This is a genomic window from Roseomonas sp. AR75 (assembly GCF_005222815.1).
Lineage (GTDB): Bacteria > Pseudomonadota > Alphaproteobacteria > Acetobacterales > Acetobacteraceae > Falsiroseomonas.
On sequence record NZ_STGB01000005.1, the window covers coordinates 1078973 to 1093183 of the forward strand.

At 69.9% G+C, this 14211-nt stretch carries 15 protein-coding genes; 14 read left to right on the top strand and 1 reads right to left on the bottom strand.

The window, feature by feature from the left end:
- Positions 1 to 15: 15 nt before the first annotated feature.
- The 11 genes from cheB (at position 16) to E4T13_RS24580 (ending at position 10570) form a co-directional block, all read left to right on the top strand.
- Positions 16 to 1095: a chemotaxis-specific protein-glutamate methyltransferase CheB gene (gene cheB / locus E4T13_RS24530; RefSeq protein WP_137180953.1), complete on the top strand. Its 1080-nt coding sequence runs from the start codon at positions 16 to 18 to the stop codon at positions 1093 to 1095.
- A 3-nt stretch (positions 1096 to 1098) separates the two neighbouring features.
- Complete coding sequence (locus E4T13_RS24535) at positions 1099 to 1692, top strand: HEAT repeat domain-containing protein (RefSeq protein ID WP_137180954.1); 594 nt, start codon at positions 1099 to 1101, stop codon at positions 1690 to 1692.
- Positions 1689 to 2546, top strand: a complete 858-nt coding sequence (locus E4T13_RS24540; protein ID WP_137180955.1) for a protein-glutamate O-methyltransferase CheR — start codon at positions 1689 to 1691, stop codon at positions 2544 to 2546. Before E4T13_RS24535 ends, E4T13_RS24540 begins: the two co-directional genes overlap by 4 nt.
- Positions 2543 to 2926, top strand: a complete 384-nt coding sequence (locus E4T13_RS24545; RefSeq protein WP_137180956.1) for a response regulator — start codon at positions 2543 to 2545, stop codon at positions 2924 to 2926. Before E4T13_RS24540 ends, E4T13_RS24545 begins: the two co-directional genes overlap by 4 nt.
- Entirely contained in the window at positions 2923 to 5145 is a 2223-nt protein-coding gene (locus tag E4T13_RS24550) for a chemotaxis protein CheA (protein WP_240791266.1), read from the top strand. Before E4T13_RS24545 ends, E4T13_RS24550 begins: the two co-directional genes overlap by 4 nt.
- Complete coding sequence (locus tag E4T13_RS24555; RefSeq protein WP_137180957.1) at positions 5145 to 5393, top strand: hypothetical protein; 249 nt, start codon at positions 5145 to 5147, stop codon at positions 5391 to 5393. Before E4T13_RS24550 ends, E4T13_RS24555 begins: the two co-directional genes overlap by 1 nt.
- Positions 5390 to 5758 (top strand): response regulator, encoded by a 369-nt coding sequence (locus tag E4T13_RS24560; protein WP_137180958.1) that lies wholly within the window; start codon positions 5390 to 5392, stop codon positions 5756 to 5758. The genes E4T13_RS24555 and E4T13_RS24560 overlap by 4 nt, the downstream gene beginning before the upstream one ends.
- Before the next feature lie 7 nt (positions 5759 to 5765).
- The gene (locus E4T13_RS30930) at positions 5766 to 7010 is read left to right on the top strand and encodes a methyl-accepting chemotaxis protein (RefSeq protein WP_137180959.1); all 1245 of its coding nucleotides are present in this window, start codon (positions 5766 to 5768) and stop codon (positions 7008 to 7010) included.
- 10 nt (positions 7011 to 7020) lie between these two features.
- Positions 7021 to 7623 (top strand): PilZ domain-containing protein, encoded by a 603-nt coding sequence (locus E4T13_RS24570; protein WP_170985214.1) that lies wholly within the window; start codon positions 7021 to 7023, stop codon positions 7621 to 7623.
- 208 nt (positions 7624 to 7831) lie between these two features.
- Positions 7832 to 10069, top strand: a complete 2238-nt coding sequence (locus E4T13_RS24575; protein WP_137180961.1) for a phage tail protein — start codon at positions 7832 to 7834, stop codon at positions 10067 to 10069.
- A 63-nt stretch (positions 10070 to 10132) separates the two neighbouring features.
- Positions 10133 to 10570, top strand: coding sequence for a hypothetical protein (locus E4T13_RS24580; RefSeq protein WP_170985215.1), 438 nt, complete (start codon positions 10133 to 10135; stop codon positions 10568 to 10570).
- Here the strand turns inward: E4T13_RS24580 and E4T13_RS30065 are convergent.
- On the bottom strand, positions 10516 to 10857 hold the full coding sequence (locus tag E4T13_RS30065) for a hypothetical protein (protein WP_170985216.1): 342 nt from the start codon (positions 10855 to 10857) through the stop codon (positions 10516 to 10518). The genes E4T13_RS24580 and E4T13_RS30065 overlap by 55 nt on opposite strands.
- A gap of 91 nt (positions 10858 to 10948) precedes the next feature.
- Here E4T13_RS30065 and E4T13_RS24585 point away from each other — a divergent pair, with 91 nt between their 5' ends.
- The 3 genes from E4T13_RS24585 (at position 10949) to E4T13_RS24595 (ending at position 13922) form a co-directional block, all read left to right on the top strand.
- The gene (locus tag E4T13_RS24585; RefSeq protein WP_137180963.1) at positions 10949 to 11500 is read left to right on the top strand and encodes a hypothetical protein; all 552 of its coding nucleotides are present in this window, start codon (positions 10949 to 10951) and stop codon (positions 11498 to 11500) included.
- Positions 11500 to 11985, top strand: coding sequence for a hypothetical protein (locus E4T13_RS24590; RefSeq protein ID WP_137180964.1), 486 nt, complete (start codon positions 11500 to 11502; stop codon positions 11983 to 11985). The genes E4T13_RS24585 and E4T13_RS24590 overlap by 1 nt, the downstream gene beginning before the upstream one ends.
- A gap of 1421 nt (positions 11986 to 13406) precedes the next feature.
- Complete coding sequence (locus E4T13_RS24595) at positions 13407 to 13922, top strand: hypothetical protein (RefSeq protein WP_137180965.1); 516 nt, start codon at positions 13407 to 13409, stop codon at positions 13920 to 13922.
- Positions 13923 to 14211 lie beyond the last annotated feature (289 nt).

Consider the following 14211-nt stretch of genomic DNA (forward strand, 5'->3'; position numbering starts at 1 on the left):
GGAGCGTCTCGGACAATGCCGATCCGCCTGCTTGTGGTGGACGACAGCGCGCTGATGCGCCGGCACATGCGCCAGGTCTTCGAAGCCGAAGGCGGCTTCGAACTCGCCTTCGCACGCAACGGGCGCGAGGCGCTGGACCAGGCGGCCGCCTTCCGTCCCGACGTCGTCACCCTCGACGTCAACATGCCGGAGCTCGACGGCCTCTCCTGTCTTGAGCAGCTCTCCCGCACGGGGTCGCAGGCGCGGGTGGTCATGGTCTCCTCGCTGACCGAGGAAGGCGCGGCGGTCACGCTGCGTGCGCTGCAGCTCGGCGCGGTGGACTTCGTGCCGAAGCCGGACGGCACCGTCTCACTCAGCATCGACCGCATCCGCCCGATGCTGCTGGACAAGGTGCGCACCGCGGCGCGCGCGCGGCCGCGCCGCGCCATCGGCCTGCGCGAGCGCGTCACCGCCCGCCGGGCGACGGTGGAACGCGGGGCTGCGGCCGTCGCGCAACGCGGCGCGCTGCGCTCGGCGGTCAACGGGCTGGTGCTCGTCGGCGTCTCCACTGGTGGGCCGCGCACCCTGGAGGAGATCCTGCCCCTGCTGCCCGAGGGTTTCCCCTGGCCGGTGCTGGTCGCGCAGCACATGCCTTCAAGCTTCACCGGCGTCTTCGCGCGCCGGATGGACGGGCTCTGCGCGCTGGAGGTGACGGAGGTCTCGGGGCCGGTGCCGCTGGAGCGCGGCCGCATCTACATCGGCCGCGGCGATACGGACCTGGTGGTGGAGAAGCGCCTCGGCCGCCTGGTCGCCAACGCCGTTCCGCCCGATGGCAGTCTCTGGCACCCCAGCGCGGACCGCCTGGTGGCCAGCGCGATGGCCGCGCTGCCTGCGGGCTCGCTCACCGGCGTGCTGCTCACCGGCATGGGCGACGACGGCGCGGCGGCGATGGCGGAGCTTCGCCGGCGTGGCGGCCGCACGATCGCGGAGGCGGAATCGAGCGCGGTGGTGTTCGGCATGCCGGCCGAGCTGATCCGGCGCGGCGGCGCGGATGTCGTGCTGCCCGCCGACGGGGTGGCGCGCCAGCTGCTCGCCTGGGCGCGACGGGACGGCTGAGGCATGCCACTGGTCAAGCGCAAGTCGCCGGCGCCGCACCTGCCCACGAGGGCGGCTCTCGACTTGCCCGATCCCGCGGGGCGGCGCGCTGCCGCGCTGGAGATGACCCGCCAGGCAGACGTGCCGGCGCTGCTGCATGCGCTGGCCGGCGAACCGGTGGCCGAGGTGCGCGAAGCCATCGTCACCTCTCTGATCGGCATCCGCAGCGAGGACGCCGCCACGGGCCTGGTCGCGCTGCTCAACCACGAGGATACGGCGCTGCGGAATGACGCGATCGAGGGCCTGCGCTGCATGGGAGAGGCTGCTGCGGGCGCGCTTGGCGCCGCGCTGCGCCATGCGGACCCGGATGTGCGCCTCTTCGCAGTCAATGCGCTGGACCAGAAGCAGGCGCCCTGGGCACGCGCACCCTTGCGCACCGTATTGGCGGAGGAGGCGGACGTGAACATCGGCCTTGCCGCCGTGGAGGCGCTGGCGGAAGGCGGCGGCCCCGAGGATGCCGCAGCGCTCGCCGCCTTCGCCGCGCGCTTCCCCGATGAGCCGATGGTCGCCTTCGCCGTCGGCGTCGCGCTCGACCAGATCGGTGCCGGCGCGCCATGAGCGTCTCCGGGGAAGCGGCGGCGGTCCCGGTGGCCGCCGAGGATTATGCGCGCTTCTGCGACTTCTTCTATCGTCGCACCGGCATCCAGCTGGGCGCGGGCAAGCGCTACTTCGTGGACCGCAGGCTGGCCGACCGCATGGAGGCGACAGGCCTGCCTTCGCTGCGCGGCTACCTGCTGAAGCTGCGCTACGACGACGCCGAGGGGGCGGAGCTGCAGCAGCTGATTAACGCGCTGACTGTCAACGAGACCTACTTCTACCGCGAGGAATACCAGCTCCGCGCGCTGTCCGCGGAGATCATGCCGGAGCTCGCCGCGCGCCATGCCGGCGCGCCGCTGCGCATCTGGTCGCTGCCCTGCTCGACGGGGGAGGAGCCGTATTCCATCGCGCTGCACCTGACCGCGAACTGGACGGGGCTCGAGACGGTGGATGTGGAGATCGTCGGCTCCGACATCGATACCGCGGTGCTGGCGCGCGCGCGGGCGGGGCTCTACGGCGCACGCGCGGTGCAGCACCTGCCGCCCGACCTGCTGCAGCGGCACTTCGTGCGCGCGGGTGAGGCGTGGCGCATCTCCGCCGCGCTGCGCGGCGCGGTGCGCTTCACCACGGCCAACCTGCACGACGCGGCGGCGATGCGCCGCCACCGCGGCCTCTACGACGTGATCTTCTGCCGCAACCTGCTGATCTACTTCGACGACGTCTCGCGTCGGACGGCCGCGGAGATGCTCTACGAGGCGCTGCGGCCGGGCGGCTTCGTCTGCCTCGGCCATTCCGAATCCATGAGCCGGATGTCCTCGCTCTTCACGGTTCGGAAGCTCGCCCATGCCATTGTCCACCAGAGGCCCGCCGCATGAACCCGACCCGACCGCGCGTCCTGGTGGTGGACGATGCCGGCACCGTCCGGAAGTACCATCGCGGCCTCCTCGAGCAGGCCGGTCTCGACGTGGAGGAGGCGATGAACGGCGTGGAGGCGCTGGAGCGCGCGATGGCCGGCCCGCCCGACCTGATGGTGGTGGACGTCAACATGCCGCGCATGGACGGCTACGCCTTCCTGCGCGCCGCGCGCGCTGCGCACCCGCTTGCAGCGGTGCCGGCGATCATGGTCACGACCGAGCGCGAGCCGCGCGACGCGGAGCGCGGCTTCGCGGCCGGCGCCAACCTTTTCCTCGTGAAGCCGGTGCGTCCCGACACCCTCGGCCGCCTGGCGCGCACCCTGGCGGGGCTTCCGGCGTGAGCGGACTGGCCAACCCGCTGCTGCAGCAGTTCATTCCGGAAGCGCGCGACCTGCTGGAGCAGGCCGGCCGCGCGCTGCTTGCGCTGGAGCGCCAGCCCGGCGCGGCGGCGCCGATGAACGAGCTGTTCCGGGCGATGCACACGCTGAAGGGCACCTCCGGCCTGTTCGACATGGCGCCCTTCACGCGGCTGGTGCATGCGGCGGAGGATCTGCTGGGCGCGGCGCAGGCCGGGCGCCTGGCGCTGACGCCGGCGCTGGCGGACCTGCTGCTCGACACGCTGGACCAGCTGGGCCTGTGGGTGGATGCGCTGGCCACGACCGGCGCGCTGCCCGCGGACGCCGCCGTGGCCGTGGAGGCGCGCGCCGGCCGCCTGCGCGCGCCGCTCGGCCCGCAGGGTGCCGCGCCGGCCGAGGCCGCGCCGGACGCCGCACTGCCCGGCTGGCTCGAGGCGTTGCCGCAGGAGGCGCGTGCCGCCCTGCCGCGCGGCCGCCCCCTGGTCGCGCTGCGCTACACGCCGGACGAGCACTGCTTCTTCCGCGGCGAGGACCCGCTCGGCCTGGTGCGGCAGGTGCCTGGGCTTTGCCTGCTGCGGCTGGTGCCGCTCGCGCCCTGGCCGCCGCTCGACCAGCTCGACCCCTTCCGCAGCACGCTCGCCTACCTCGCCGTGGCGGACGCGCCCGTCGCGACGGTGGAGGAGCTGTTCCGCTATGTGCGTGACCAGGCCGAGATCGTCGCGCTGCCGGTGGGCTGGGACGCGGTGGCGCCCGTGGCCGACACCGGCGCGGCGGAGACGTTGCGGGCCGTGCTCGCGGCGCAGCGCCGCCTGATCGAGGCCGGCGGCGCGGAGGACCCGATCGCGGACGGCCGCATGGCGGCTGCGCGCATGGTGCTCTCTCGTGTCGCGGCGCAGGCCGGCTGGACGGATGCCGCGCTGCCCGAAGACGCCGCAGGGCTGCTCGGTGCGATCGCCGGGTTTGAGGCGCGGCTCGATGCGACACCGCCGCCCGCGCCGGAGGCCGCCCTGCCGGAGGCGCCGCGCGCCGCGCCGACCACGCTGCGCGTCGAGCAGGCGAAGATCGACACGCTGATGAACCTGATCGGCGAACTGGTCGTCGCGAAGAACGCGCTCGCCTGGCTGGCCCGCCGCGCGGAGCAGGAGAGCCTCTCGGTGCGCGAGCTCGCGCGCGAGATCAAGGACCGCCAGGCGCTGGTCAGCCGCATCGCCGAAGCCATGCAGGGCGCGGTGATGGCCGTGCGGATGCTGCCGGTGGAGCAGGTGTTCCAGCGCTTTCCCCGCCTGGTGCGCGACATCGCGCGCCGCCTGGACAAGCAGGTGGAGCTGGTGCTGGAGGGCGGCGAGACCGAGGCCGACAAGACCATCGTGGAGGCGCTGGCCGATCCGCTGGTGCATATGGTGCGCAACAGCCTCGACCACGGGATCGAGATGCCGGCCGAGCGGATCGCCGCGGGCAAGCCGGAGTTGGGCACCATCCGGCTCTCCGCGATGGCCGAGAACGAGCATGTGGTGATCCGCGTGGAGGATGACGGGCGCGGCCTCGATCCGGCGCGTCTGCGCGCGCGCGTCGCCGAGAAGGGGCTGATGGAGCCCGCGCGCGCCGCCACCCTCACCGACGAGGAGGCCTGCCAGCTCATCTTCCTGCCGGGCTTCTCGACCGCGGCGGAGGTCTCCGACCTCTCCGGCCGCGGCGTCGGCATGGACGTAGTGCGCAGCACGATCGAGCGCGTCGGCGGCCGGCTGACGCTCGCTTCCCGCAAGGGGGAAGGCACGCGCTTCGAGATCATCCTGCCGCTGTCCATGGCGGTGACGCGGCTGATGACGATCGCCTGCGGCGAGCGCCTGTTCGGCGTGCCGATGGGGCTGGTCGCGGAGACGGTGCGCGTCCCGCGGGAGCGCCTGCGCCGCGTCGGCGACCGCGAGGCCTTCGTGCTGCGCGAGCGGCTGGTGCCGGTGCTGCGCCTCGCGCGCCTGCTCGACCTTCCGGATGCCGAGGCGATGCCGGACGAGGAGGCGATCCTGGTCGTGCAGGTGAACGGGCAGCGCCTTGGCCTCGTCGTCGGCGCCTTCCGGGAGGTGATGGAGGCGATCGTCCGCCCGCTGGACGGCGTGCTGGCGGGTCTGCCGGGGTTCGGCGGCACCACGCTGCTCGGCGACGGGCGCGTGCTGCTGGTGCTCGACCTGCCGGAGTTGATGCGCTGATGCCGGTGGCGCTGAAGGAAGGCCTCGCCGTGCTCGACGGCGCCTGCACGGTGGAGGAGGCGGAGCCGCTGCTGCAATGGCTGCGCGAGACGCCGGATGCGCAAGTCGATCTCGGCGGTTGCACGGCGCTGCATGCCGCGTTGGCGCAGCTTCTGCTCGCCGAGCGTCCGCGCGTCGTCGCGCCGCCACCCGATCCCGTGCTGGCCGCCGCGCTGGCTTCCCCCCTTGCGATTCAGGTGACGCGATGAAGCCGGTCTTCCTTGTGGACGACAGCGCGACGATGCTGGCGAGCATGGCAAGCCTGCTGGGGCAGGCCGGCCAGACGGTGGAGAAGGCCGCGAGCGCGGAGGAGGCGCTGGCGAAGCTGAAAGCCACGCCGCCGCTGCGTGCCATCATCACCGACTATCACATGCCGGGCATGACCGGCGCGGCGCTGGTGCGGGAGGTGCGCAAGCTGGCGCCCTACCGCTTCCTGCCGATCCTGCTGCTGACCACCGAATCCGACCAGGCCAAGCGCGACGAGGCGCGCGCCGCGGGTGCGACGGGCTGGCTGGTGAAGCCGGTGGAGGGCGAGAAGCTGCTGGCGGTCCTCCGCCAGGTCGCCCCGGCCTGACCGCCGGATGCCGTTCGACGCCCCCGTCGGCGGCGCTGCGCCAGCCGCGCGCAAGCGGCGCCTGCTGCTCTGCTGCGCGCTGGCAGGCGTCGCGCTGAGCCTCGGCGCGACCTGGGCCGTGCGCGCTCTGCTCGGGCAGGGCATCGTCGCCGACCTTGCCGGTGCGGCGGGCTTCGCGCTGGCCCTGGCGCCGCTGGCGCGAAGGGATGCCGGCAGGCCCGCCGTCCCAACGCCGTTGCCGGCACCCGCCCTCGCCATGCCGGATGCGCCGACCGAGCCCTGGACCGAGGACGCCCAGGATGTCGCGGCGGATGTCGCGGCGGAGCTGGATCGCTACCGCGAGGTGGCGGAAATCCTGCGCCGCCAGGTGCAGGGCGCCGTTGCCGAGACCGAGGCGGCCGCGCTCGAACTCGTCGGGCGGATGGACGCGGTGGATGGCGGCATGCGCGCGCTGCGGCAGGTGCTGGTCACCGCGCAGCAGGATGCGGGCGCGCTTACCGCCGCCGGGAGCGGCGAGGTCGGCGCGATGCGCGGTGCGGTGGCGACGCTGCGCACCCGGCTGCTCGCGCGCACCGCGCAGATCCGCGACGACCACGAGATCTATCGCCGCATCTCCTCCGAGGCGGAGGATTTCGCCGCCGCCGTCTCCGAGATCGGCCGCATCGCCAGTCAGACCAAGCTGCTGGCGCTGAACGCGACCATCGAGGCCGCGCGCGCGGGCGAGGCCGGCAAGGGCTTCGCCGTCGTGGCTGGCGAGGTACGCACCCTGGCCGGCGAGGCGGCGCGCGTCGCGGAGGGCGTAGCCCAGGGCCTCGGGCGGCTGCGCGAGGTGACGCGGCTGCGCCTGTCCGATGCGCTCGACACCGAGGCGGAAGACCGCCTGCTCACCGATGCGGCGCACCAGGCCGAGGCAGCGGAGCACGCCTTCGGGCGGCTGGCCGACAACGCGTCCGGCGCGCTTGTGGCGCTGGAGGCGTCCGGCGAGGCGGTTGCAGGCCATGTCGCACAGGCGCTGGCCGGCGCGCAGTTCCAGGACATCGTGCGCCAGCGGCTGCAGCAGGTGAGCAGGGACATGGAGCGCCTTGGCCTGCACGCCGCCTGGCTCGCGGAGGCGCTAAGGGAGCTTCGCGCGGTGGAGCCGGTGCAGAGCGCGATCCTCGATCCGATGCAGGACGCCTATGTGATGGATCGCCAGCGTGTCGCCCATGGCGACGCCGCGCCGCGCGGCGCCCCTGCGATCGAGCTGTTCTAGGGAGGATGCGATGCTGCCCAGGCTCCTCGCCCTGGCCTGCCTGTCGCTCACCGCGCTGATCGGGCTGACGCTTGCCGGCGCGTCGCTGGCGTGGTGGCCCGCGCTGCCTTCGGCATCCTCGATGGGGCTGATCGTCGCGGCCTGGGCCAGCGGCGCCTGGCTGCTGATGACGCGGCTTGCGTCGCAACCGAGTGCTCTCGCGACGCCGCCAGTCGCCATGCAGCCGTCGGCGGTCCCTGCTTCCGGCGGAAGGCCACTGCCACCCGGCACCGTGTCGCCGCGATCGGCACGCCAGGAGCGCCGCGCCCATCCGCGCTTCGCCGTGGACTGGCCCGTCCGGGCGGACTGGCACGACGGAAGCGAGACGGTGGGGCATCTGCACGACATCTCGCATGGCGGCGCCTGTATCGCGTCGATGCGCCCGGTGGCGGCGGGCATGGAGGGCCTGCTGACGGTGAAGGGCATCCCGCTGCCCGTCCCGGTGCGGGTCGTGACCTGCACGGCCGCGACCGGTCTGCATGTCTCCTTCCAGCTCGAAGGGCTGGGTCTCGACACGTTCCTGTTGCAGCTCGACCGGCAGCTCGCGAGCTCCCGTAGCGGGTTACGCGGCTGAGGACACCAGGGGGCCGATCCCGGAAGACGCGCGAACCAGCGAATCCCTCATCCGCCTCGCGGCCACGCAGGATCTGAGGCTCCTGCGCTTCTCAAGCGCCATGCCCCGCCTTGACACGGTATCTGTCCGGCACTGAGCGGAGATTGGGAATGTCAGCCTGAACTGTTGCGGCTGTTGCAGCGCATCCGCTGGCGGCGGCGCCGACGAGATGATCCGCGTCTACGACCTCGTCACCATGCAGACCATCGGCGAGCACCGCATCGACCAGGTGCTCGGCCACCTCTTTCCGGCGGGCAGCGCGCCCAACGCCAGCAGCACCACCGCTGGCATCCTGCACGTCGGCGTCGACGGTTTTCTGTACGTGACCGGCGGCCAGTCCATGCGCGTGCCGCTGTGGAAGATCGATCCGGACACCATGCGCGGCGTGGGCCATTTCGGGCCGCTGCAGGGCTCCAACCCAGTCTTCGACGGCGACGACACGATCGCGCTGTTCGTGCCGATGCAGATCGCCAGCATCGCCGTGCCGCAGCCGGACGGCAGCACTCGGCCACTGGTGATCGTGCAGGGCGGCCAGGCCGGCGCGGTCACCCTCGACGCCGCCACGATGAGCTATGTCTGGGGCGGACGGGATGCCACAGCTCCGTTGGCCATCCCCGGCCGGCACGGCATCATCCAGACCGACATCCTCGACGTGCAGCTCGTGCCGGGCGCCTCGGGCACGGCCGGTGCGGACCTCTGGTATCTCCGCGGCACCGGCTGGAGCACCGAGCCGCGGATCGAGGTGATCCGGCTGCGCTATAGCCCCGCCCTCGTCATCACCCGCACCGACTTCCCGCCGATCGACGTCCCGACCGAGATCGACGCCGGCGGCGCGCGGCCGCTGATCCACCACGCCTGGTGGGACAGCAGCGATGGCACGCAGGTCCTCACCATCAGCAACGCCGGCAGCAGCGCCGGGCCCTACAGCCGCTATTCCACCTTCAAGTATGCCCCCGGCTCGGGCGTGGTCTGGAAGCTGGTGGACCACGCACCGGTGGGTCGCTTCTCAGGCGGGCCTGGACGGATGGAGCGGGTGCTCGGCAGCAGCTGGGGCCTGTGCGGCAACCTGGTGCTGCAGACCGGCACCGGCCTGGCCACCTGGAACCAGGACGGCGCCGATTTCTCCAATCGCTTCTGGATCGACGAGCAGGGCGCGGTGATAGGCTTCTCCGGCACCTCGGACCTGCCCACCAAGCGCTTTCTCACCCGCGCCACGGCCACCGACCTCGCGCTCGGCGAGGTCGTCCAGCAGTTGTGCGCCCGGGCCGGCCTTGCGCCGGGCGACATCAACGTCACGGGCCTGACCGACAGCCTGCGCGGCTACGTCCTGCCGCGGCCCATGTCGGCCCGTGACGCCATCACCCCACTCGCCAGCGCCTTCCAGTTCGACGCTGTCGAGCAGGATGATGTGCTCGTCTTCCGTAGGCGCGCCGGCAGCGTGGTGGCCACTGTGCCCTATGCCGACCTGGCGCAGGAGCTGCCGGACGCGTCGGCGCTGCGCGAGCAGCGGGCCCAGGACGCCGAGCTGCCGCGCGAGCTGACGGTGCGCTACCTCGATGTGGATCGGGCGGGGGAGCCGAACCCGCAGTCCTGGCGGCGGCCGGTCAGCCCGACGGCGACCGTCGCGGCCACCGCCAGCAGCACCCTCGACCTGCCGATCCCGCTCACCGGCGCGGAGGCCAAGGCAATCGCCCGCCGGCTGAACACGGCTACCTGGCGCGAGCGCACCCGGCTCACCTTCGCCGTCGGCCCGCGCCATGCTCGGCTGGTGCCGACCGACCCGATCACGCTCGGGCTGGCCGACAGCGCCACGATCCGCTGCCGCGTCCTCTCGACGCAGCTCGGCGCCAACTGGACGACGCGGATCGAGGCGGTGACGGAGGATGCGGCGGCCTATGCGCTGACCGCGCCCGCGGACGGCGGCTCCGGCTGGGTGCCGCCGACCCTGCCGCTGCCCTATGCGGTCCGGCTGATGCTGCCGGACCTCCCGCTGATTCTCGACGCCGACGATCTCGGCGGGACCGGCCTGCGCGAGTATGCCCTGATCGGTGGCTACCGCGGCCAGGCCTTTCGCGGCGCGAGGCTGTTCCGCAGCCAGGACCTGCTGGCCTGGGAAGAACTTGGCGCCGCGACGCGTTCGGCCACCTGGGGCGTCGTCACCGCCATGCCGCCGGCGCCATCCACGCCGTGGACCTGGGACGAGGCTGGCGCGCTGGAGGTGCAACTGGAGAGCGGCGCGCTGGACAGCGCCACCGCGCTGGACGTGCTGAACGGCGAGAACGCTGCGGCGCTGATCGGCGCCGACGGCGGGGCGGAGATGATCCAATTCCGCGACGCCGCCGATCTCGGCGGCGGGCGGCATCGGCACACCATGCTGCTGCGCGGCCGGCGCGGCACCGAGGACTAAATCCCAGCGCGTGGCGTCGGCGATGTCTTCGCGCTGCTGGACGACGCGCTGCGCTTCCAGGCGGTGACCACGGAGAGCAGCGCGACGCGCCACCATCGGGCGCCGTCGATCCAAGAGACGGTGGAGACCGCGACCGTCACCGTCCAGAAATCCGCGCGCGGCGGGGCGGAGCGGCCCTATGCGCCGGCGCATCTTGCGGGCACGCGCGACGGCAGCGGCAACCTGACCATCACCTGGGTCCGCCGCACCCGCGTGAACGGCGGCTGGGCCGACGGCATCGGCGACGTGCCGCTCAGCGAGGCAGGCGAAGCCTACGAGGTCGAGATCCTCGACGGCAGCACTGTGCTGCGAACCATCAGCGGGCTGTCCGCACCAGCCGCCACCCACACCGCCGCCGAGCAGACGGCCGACTTCGGCGCGCCGCAGGCCAGCATCACCGTCCACGCCTACCAGCTCAGCGCCATCGCCGGCCGCGGCATCGCAGCAAGGGCCACCCTATGACGACACCGAACCTTGCCATCCCGCTGATCGTCGTCAGCCAGAACCAGAAGGAGGTCACGGCCAACGCCGCCTTCACGGCGCTCGATCGCGCCATTACCGGCACCGTCATCGCCGATGTCGCGGCCGGCAACGTGACACTGACGGCGACGCAGTATCGCGAAGCCCTCGGCGTGCGTGCCATCAACGCCACCGTTCCCGGCCGCGTCGTCACCCTGCCGCTCGTCGAGCGCTATGCGCTGATCAGCGTGGACGCCGCCACGTCGACGGAGGACGTCGTCGTCCAGCACGGCACGGCGACGGTCGTCGTGCCCGCCGGCAGCGCCGCGCTGGTCCGGACCGACGGCGCCGCGGACGGCCTCGAGGTGATCCTGCAGGCTGGTGACGGCTCGCCGGGCAGAAAACTTCCTGGCGCTCGCGGACACGCCGGACAGCTACGCAGGCCACGCGCTGCGCCTGCTGCGCGTCAACGGTGGTGGGGACGGGATCGAGTTCTTCGAGTTTACCGGCGCCGGTGCCGAGACTTTTCTCGATCTCACCGACACGCCCGGCACCTACGCCGGTCAGGCCGGCCGCGCTGTGGTGGTGAATGCGGACGCCACCGGCCTCGGCTTCGGCGTGCCAGCCACACTCGTCGTGACCCACACCGACAGCACCCTCGCGCCCATGCTGGCGCAGGCGGGACACTGGTTCCGCTGCACGAACGCCTGCACCATCACGCTGCCGTCCGACGCCACTGCCTTCCCGATCGGGACGTCGCTCACCTTCTCGCAGGCATCGACGGGCGCGCTGACTTTCGCTGCCGGCTCTGGCGCAACCGTCAACGTCGCGCCGACGCATCTCGCCAGCACCGCCGTCCAGCACGCCGTGGTGCAGGCGACGAAGCTCACGGCGAACACCTGGGTGCTGTTCGGCAATCTGGAGTTGGCCTGATGATCAGCCCCGCCGCCGTCGCCGCCATGCAGCAGTTCCAGCTCGGCGAGCTCTGGCTCTACGGCAGCTACACATCTTCGCAGGCGCTGTCCTCGTCCCGCGTGGTCTGGAATGCCGAGGCCATCGACACGCTTAACGCGTTCAGCGCGACCAGCAGCACCATCACTGTGCCGGCCGGCGTCGGATCGGCGAAGGTCTGGGCGCGTGTGCGGCATGACGGCCAGGGCGGCTCCGTCGCCGGCACCGTCTTCGCGCGCATCCAGCGCAGCACAAATGGTGGATCGACATGGGAGACAATCTCGGAGGGCACCGCGTCTCACCCGGGCGGCACACCTGATCAGACCATCGACGTGCCGGAGGCCACCATCGCCGTCTCGCCTGGCCACCAGTTCCGTGTTCAGTGCGGGCCGAGCGGCACGTTCGGGCTGGTGTCCTACGGTAATGATCCAAACCGGACGTTCCTGCGCTTCGAGTGGGGACCATAGGAATCGAACAGGAAAAGGCTGATGCGCCGAAGGAATCGCGCGGTGGCAAGCAATCTCCAGATACAGGCTCGGCCTCATCAAGCGCCTGCTGACCGGCGCCAGGACACCCGGGGCGTTCCAGGCCGGGCTCTCCGTCCGCCTCGCCGCTATCGTCACGCCGAACGGGCGCCGACAGCTGCTGCTGGTCATCGCCATGGGCGATCCACCGCCGCAATCGCCGTCAGCTTCGAGCCAGACCCTCGAAGGTAAACGACGATTTCGTCAACGGACTGCTACCCTCTGCAGTAAGCCGTCTGCAGCGAACTTTGTAGATTTAGACTAGCGACGTCTAAATTCCAAGTTGAAAGGAGGCCGCCTGTCATCTACGAACCGGCCGACACAGCGCAAGTTTGTGGCTGGGCCGTTCGCAGGACTTGAGACTCGACATGTGTAGTCTACGTGTAATTCACCAGGGTCGCGCTCCAACCACACTATCTGCTGGTTGTTCTCGGATGCGCTCGCAAGCAAAAGTGTATCGCTCTCACCGTCTCGGAGTCGCAGGACGCCATTGCCACTTGGATCAAACGTCGCATTAGGAAATTGCCCTTGTGGTCGAGCACCGATCCAGTCTCCAGAAATCAGTCGCCCAACTTCGCTGCGAGTGTCGGCGCTGACCTGCGGCGGTGCGGATGGCGCGCACCCCACTAAGGCCAGCCACGCGCCGAACAGAGCAGAATACATCAACTTTCTTTGGCCAGTGATCCCCGGCTCGCCTTGATGCGCCACGTGTCCCTCCCATCGACGCAGTTGAAAGTGCGGCACATTTCATTACACTATCGCGCGACGCGGTCCAGAGGAGATGATGGGCTTAAGGGTTCTGAAGCGAGATTTCGGCATCCCAGCGCGGCGCGTGCGCCGGCGTGGTGACGTTGCATTGTCGCAAATGTTCGCGCTCATTCTGTTGTGTCTCGCGGGCTGTGCTGGCGAACCGGCTATCCATGGTCGTGCCGCCGACGACCCCCGCCTTTCAGGTTTTGAGATTTTGCTGCTTAGGGAGCCCCCCCGCCAAATAGCAGCATTTCTGGAGAACATCCCAGACGAAGGACGGCGTGATGCCATGGCTTTTTTGGCGGCACGCCAATTGGGAACAATTAGCAATAATGAACGTGAGTATTCGGTCGTATTTGCTGCATACTCTGATGTGCGACCATCGACCACATATCGTACCTCCCATCAATTTATACGGTCAGGCTCACCACTGCCGCCGTATCGTTTTTTTTACAGACCAACACCAGGGTTTTCCGGAAATATATTCATTATAGTTAACGGTATCTCGGCTGGCGGACCTTGTGAGGGCACTGTAAAATTCGCGTTACATGCGAACAACGCTCTGCGAGTGGAGCATACAGTTCGTATTTGCCGGTGAAGCGGAGGAAATCCCTGTGTCCAAATTGCTGTTCGCGCTTCTTGTGTGGACGCTGCCGTTTGGCGCACTGGCTGGCGGGGCTAGTAGCGGAACCGGTGCGGTATCGGGTGGAGGCGGGGGCGGGGGCGGGGGCAGCATTGCCGCGCCGACACCTCACGAAAGGGCCTGGGCGCTAGCTTTAGAGAACCGAACTTTTCGATCGCTCGTCGAGGACGCCGCCTTGAAGGCTGTTTTAAGGGTTGGATTGGCAGGCGGCAGTGCGGGAGCTTTCGACGTTCTTGGTGTGGCGGTACAGCGAGGGAAGGAAGGTGAGGCAGCCACGGCAATATTCATGGCGATGAAGCGCGAAATTCAGCGATCGTATCGTGTTAGCGAACAAGGAATCGGTTGGCTTGAAGTTACACGAATGATCAGCCCTTTGCTGGAAATTTTTGTGCAAAGCCAAATTCCAGGAGTAGGGCCGCTGCTTGATACTGCAAAGATTGCGACTGCATTTGCGACAGCCTACACATACCATAGATTTTTCGATTGAATTAATGAGAAAATTCTGCTGCATAAATCTAGATTCCGGCGCTTTAACTCGCCTACTCAAATTTATAGGTATTTGTAGGCGCCACGATTTGCTTTAAATTTTACTTTTTACGCATTCAACTGATCCGCGTCGCATTTTTCGTGCGGGAGTCTGGCATGGCATCGACAATCTGGACACCTCCATAAACCCCTCGCCCTGACGCTGTTTGGCTGATTCACTGACGCGGATCGGCGCGGGGGAAGGCGATGGTTCGGCAGCCTGGGTTCTTCGATGTGGAGGAGCGGCTGCG

What these genes read in the sequence shown, in the direction of transcription:
- cheB (WP_137180953.1), top strand. Translation starts at nt 16, where the DNA reads ATGCCGATCCGCCTGCTTGTGGTGGACGACAGCGCGCTGATGCGCCGG.
- E4T13_RS24535 (WP_137180954.1), top strand. Translation starts at nt 1,099, where the DNA reads ATGCCACTGGTCAAGCGCAAGTCGCCGGCGCCGCACCTGCCCACGAGG.
- E4T13_RS24540 (WP_137180955.1), top strand. Translation starts at nt 1,689, where the DNA reads ATGAGCGTCTCCGGGGAAGCGGCGGCGGTCCCGGTGGCCGCCGAGGAT.
- E4T13_RS24545 (WP_137180956.1), top strand. Translation starts at nt 2,543, where the DNA reads ATGAACCCGACCCGACCGCGCGTCCTGGTGGTGGACGATGCCGGCACC.
- E4T13_RS24555 (WP_137180957.1), top strand. Translation starts at nt 5,145, where the DNA reads ATGCCGGTGGCGCTGAAGGAAGGCCTCGCCGTGCTCGACGGCGCCTGC.
- E4T13_RS24560 (WP_137180958.1), top strand. Translation starts at nt 5,390, where the DNA reads ATGAAGCCGGTCTTCCTTGTGGACGACAGCGCGACGATGCTGGCGAGC.
- E4T13_RS30930 (WP_137180959.1), top strand. Translation starts at nt 5,766, where the DNA reads ATGCCGTTCGACGCCCCCGTCGGCGGCGCTGCGCCAGCCGCGCGCAAG.
- E4T13_RS24570 (WP_170985214.1), top strand. Translation starts at nt 7,021, where the DNA reads ATGCTGCCCAGGCTCCTCGCCCTGGCCTGCCTGTCGCTCACCGCGCTG.
- E4T13_RS24575 (WP_137180961.1), top strand. Translation starts at nt 7,832, where the DNA reads ATGATCCGCGTCTACGACCTCGTCACCATGCAGACCATCGGCGAGCAC.
- E4T13_RS24590 (WP_137180964.1), top strand. Translation starts at nt 11,500, where the DNA reads ATGATCAGCCCCGCCGCCGTCGCCGCCATGCAGCAGTTCCAGCTCGGC.